Source organism: Mesorhizobium sp. LSHC420B00, assembly GCF_000503055.1.
GTDB lineage: Bacteria > Pseudomonadota > Alphaproteobacteria > Rhizobiales > Rhizobiaceae > Mesorhizobium.
In genome coordinates, this window is sequence record NZ_AYVY01000067.1 from 1 (window position 1) to 3,994 (window position 3,994).

Consider the following 3,994-nt stretch of genomic DNA (forward strand, 5'->3'; position numbering starts at 1 on the left):
GCCATGGCCGCTCGCCCTTCAGAGCAAGCGCCGTTCTCTCTCCAAAACTTTTTGCAGAACCTTCAGGACACTATCCGAGAAGCGAACAGGCGGATAACGGGATGAGAACTGGCCCGACTAGCGAACAGCTGGCGAAGCAGCTTGGTAGGCCGTTGCCAACCTGACTGCGAGGTCATCCAGCGCGACCACATCGACTTCTGTGGGAGACGTGTCGGTCGACGACCTCGGCGTTGGAGCCACCACCTCCAACTCGGGTGACCGAGTTGAAACCGGACAGAGCGGCAATCTCAGGTTGGGCGCCGAGCATCTCCGGGAATTTTGGGCAAGACCGGGCACGACGCAAGTTGATCGTAATGCGGTCATTCCCGAGTGCGGGCTGGCTCCTCGAAGCAGGCGTCGAGCGAAAATCCCGACATTCGCCGGACGTGTTCGGGCGCGGTCTTCTTTGCCTGGCTGGACGTCGACCGAAAACATTATTCCGACAAGTGTTGTCGAGGGGGCCGATCGGCACTCCCGCCGCAACAAGCCTCATGTGGGTTTTTTCGCGGCCGTGCCGATTCAGGGTGCTCGCGTATGTGTGAGTCTTCGCGATATGGGCAAGCACCTCGGCTTTGCTTGGCCCGCGAACTATCACTGCCCAGTCGGTCGAGGACGGGCGGGTATCCATTCCAAACGAACGAGACATGGTCTGATCTCCTGTGGTTTCGGTTGTGACGCCTTCTCGGCGCTTACGGGAGGATCGCAGCGTGGCGGCGAAGCAAGCGTTTGAAGGCCCGTCGTTTTGCTGACTGCAGACCAGCGCGGCTCACCGTTGGCTGACGCAAAAAACCTCTCGTTTTCCCACTGTCGTTCCCACTGCACGTCAAACGCTGCCGCCCGAGGGTTAGCCGTCCGGGACGATCCCGGTCGCGCAACATCCGAACCCAGGAGTGAATGACATGCACGACGATACAATGGTCATGGAAAAGTCTGCCGTTAAGAAGGCGCCGCGGGAGCCAAGGAACGGCGTCGACACGCCCACCCTTCTGGCCACCATCAACGCCGTCGCGGGGCAGCCCGAGCTTGCCAAGTTCCAGTTCCGTGCCAAAAGCCGCTGGATTGCCGGCACGCACAGCAGCAGCACGATGGCCAACTTCTTCGGCGCCGGCACCGAGCAGTCTCACAAGACGGCCTACCGGGCTGACAGCGACCATCCAGCCGTCCTATGCGGCACTGACAACGGCCCGACGCCGGTCGAATATCTTCTGCACGCGCTTGCTTCATGCCTCACGGCCGGCATCGCGAACATCGCGGCCGTGCGCGGGGTGACGCTGCATGAGGTGGAATCGACCGTCGAAGGCGACATCGACCTTCGCGGCATCCTCGGCATCTCTAACGAAGTCCGCAACGGCTACCAGGGCATCCGTATCTCCTTCAAGATCAAGGGCGATGCTCCGGCTGAGAAGCTCGAGGAAATCGTGACGCAGTCGCGCGCCCGTTCCGCGGTGTTCGACGTGCTGACCAACGGCGTGCCGGTCTCGGTTGCCGTGAAAGGCTGACTTCGGTCCGCAAGAGCAATATCGCCGGCCTCGTCCTGAAAAGGATGGCGCCGGCGATCTGTTGCCCCTGCTTACAAGGCGCGGATTCCATGCAGCATACAGACGTGGCCATTATCGGCGCCGGACAGGCGGGTCTCGCCATGAGCCGGTGCCTGTCCGAGCGCGGGGTCTACCACGTCGTGCTGGAGCGCGGCCGCATCGCTGAGCGCTGGCGCAGCGAACGGTGGGATTCGCTGCGCCTGCTGACGCCCAACTGGATGACACGCCTGCCCGGCGGCGGCTATCGCGGGGCCGATCCCGATGGCTTCATGACAATGGCCGAGACCGTCGGGTTCCTGGAGGACTACGCGTGCTCGATCACCGCGCCGGTAGAGGACGGTGTGGAGGTGCTTTCGGTCGAAAAGATCGAGGGAGGCTTCCGGCTGCTGACCGATCGTGGCCAATGGAGCGTGCGTGCGGTCGTGGTCGCGACCGGAAACAGCGACCGGCCCCGAATTCCATCAATCGCAAAGCACATCTCCTCCCGTATCAGGCAGATCGTGCCGCGAGACTATCGCAATCCTCGGCAGCTGGTTCAGGGCGGCGTTCTCGTGGCCGGAGCCTCGGCGACGGGAATACAACTTGCGGAGGAGATCCATCGCTCCGGGCGCCCGGTAACCCTGTCGGTCGGCAGCCATACACGCCTGCCGAGGCTTTATCGCGGGCATGACATCCTGTGGTGGCTCGACCGGCTGGGAGCGCTTGTCAAGCCCGTCGCCGAAGTCTCGGATCTCGCCGCGGCACGGCGGCAGCCCTCGCTGCAGCTCATAGGGACACCCGAGCGCAGGTCGCTCGATCTCGCCGGCCTTCAGGAGCAAGGCGTTCGTCTTGTCGGTCGAGCCATTGCCGCCTGCGATACACGCATTCGGTTCAATGGCGATCTCGCCGACACGACCGCGGCGGCGGAACGCACACTGAGGCGCGTACTGGCCAACATAGACCGCGCGGCCGTCGCCGAGGGTCGTGACTCGATCGAACCCGGTTCCATTCCGAGCCTGATCCTGAGCGCCGAACCGACCGAAATCGACCTCATCGACGAGGGTATCGAGACCATCATATGGGCCACCGGCTATCGCCGCGAATACCCATGGCTGAAGTTGGATGTGTTCGACACCCGGGGCGAAATCCTGAACGATGGCGGCATCTGCTCGTATCCGGGACTTTACGTGCTCGGCCTCAATTTCATGCGCCATCGAAGCTCCAGCTTCCTCGATGGCGTCGGCCGCGATGCCGAGGCTTTGGCGGCTCACATGGCAATGTTTCTCGACGCCTCCCGCCGAGCCGCGGCCTGACCGTCGAATACAACGTTGGCGCGGCAAAAATCGACGTTGACTTCAACGCTGACGCTCACGCCCGACCACGACAAGGGCTCCACTGGCGCCGTAGTCAGCGCCCGCAACCATGGAGAAAATCAAAATGAGTGCAATGGTGAACCCATCCCTCTCGCTCACCACAACGCGAGGTTTGCGCTGGGCCGGCGGAACAATGCTGGCCGCAGTCTGGCGTTTCATTCGCATCCAGCGGGACCGTCGACAGCTTCATGAGCTGCCGGACTACCTCCTGCGCGACGTCGGCATCACCCGCTTCGAAATCAACTCGATCACTTGGTTTGCTGGGCGTGATACCAGCACGCGTTCAGGCGTTTTTGAGCGCGAAGGGGGAGGTCATCCGATGACGTATCGACGTTCTGCGTCTCGCTAAGGTGTGCCACGCGCTTGTCATCGTCCTGTACTGCTCCCGGCGGCAGCGGACGGCAATGGCGCAACCTGGCGGAGCGGCTCGATGACGGATACCGGTTCATCCCACCCGATCTGATCGGGGCGCCGGGCGGCGGCACCTGGACTATCGCCGGCGCTTTCCATCTGGCCGACGAAGCCGCCGGGGTCCTGGAGATGATCGACCACCATGACGAAGTGCATCTTGTTGGCCATTCCTATGGCGGTGGATTGGCCCTGCATACAGCGGCGATGCGTCAAGACCGGCTGGCCGGCCTCTCCCTTTATGAACCGTTGCCTTTCGCCGGCAGCGTAAGCTGGACTCTGAGGGCCACGAGGTGCTCGGCGAATGCCGGCGGGCGCAGCGAGGATACACGCCGCGATACACGACGGCTTGATCGGCGGTAGCCATCTCTCCGGACAGCTCGTTTCATCGACCACTGGAGCGGAGCCGGCACCTTCGACGCGATGAGCCAAACTTCAGACTGCACTCGTACAGTTTCTGCGGAGCAGGCTCGACTTCCACACGTCCATGCCGGCTCGGGAATATGCCCGATTTGGCTTTCGGGTCTTGGTGTTGTGCGGCGAAGTTGCACCGGCTCCGACTCGGCTCATCATCCGTGAGCTGATAGTGTCCTGAAGGTTCTGCAAAAAGTTTTGGAGAGAGAACGGCGCTTGCTCTGAAGGGCGAGCGGCCATGGC

General features: G+C 62.5%; 4 protein-coding genes. All 4 read left to right on the forward strand.

Features of this window, described 5'->3' with window-relative positions; all coding sequences use genetic code 11:
- The first annotated feature begins 938 nt into the window (after positions 1-938).
- The 4 genes from X760_RS73410 (at position 939) to X760_RS73425 (ending at position 3,700) form a co-directional block, all read left to right on the forward strand.
- Entirely contained in the window at positions 939-1,538 is a 600-nt protein-coding gene (locus tag X760_RS73410; RefSeq protein WP_023723233.1) for an OsmC family protein, read from the forward strand.
- Positions 1,539-1,627: 89 nt separating this feature from the next.
- Entirely contained in the window at positions 1,628-2,869 is a 1,242-nt protein-coding gene (locus tag X760_RS73415) for an NAD(P)-binding domain-containing protein (RefSeq protein ID WP_023723234.1), read from the forward strand.
- Positions 2,870-2,993: 124 nt separating this feature from the next.
- Complete coding sequence (locus X760_RS76040; RefSeq protein ID WP_198030591.1) at positions 2,994-3,278, forward strand: DUF1127 domain-containing protein; 285 nt, start codon at positions 2,994-2,996, stop codon at positions 3,276-3,278.
- A 14-nt stretch (positions 3,279-3,292) separates the two neighbouring features.
- Positions 3,293-3,700 (forward strand): alpha/beta fold hydrolase, encoded by a 408-nt coding sequence (locus tag X760_RS73425; RefSeq protein WP_023723236.1) that lies wholly within the window; start codon positions 3,293-3,295, stop codon positions 3,698-3,700.
- The last annotated feature ends 294 nt before the right edge of the window (positions 3,701-3,994 follow it).

Coding starts and splice junctions, on each gene's coding strand:
- X760_RS73410 (WP_023723233.1), top strand. CDS start 939: ATGCACGACGATACAATGGTCATGGAAAAGTCTGCCGTTAAGAAGGCG.
- X760_RS73415 (WP_023723234.1), top strand. CDS start 1,628: ATGCAGCATACAGACGTGGCCATTATCGGCGCCGGACAGGCGGGTCTC.
- X760_RS76040 (WP_198030591.1), top strand. CDS start 2,994: ATGAGTGCAATGGTGAACCCATCCCTCTCGCTCACCACAACGCGAGGT.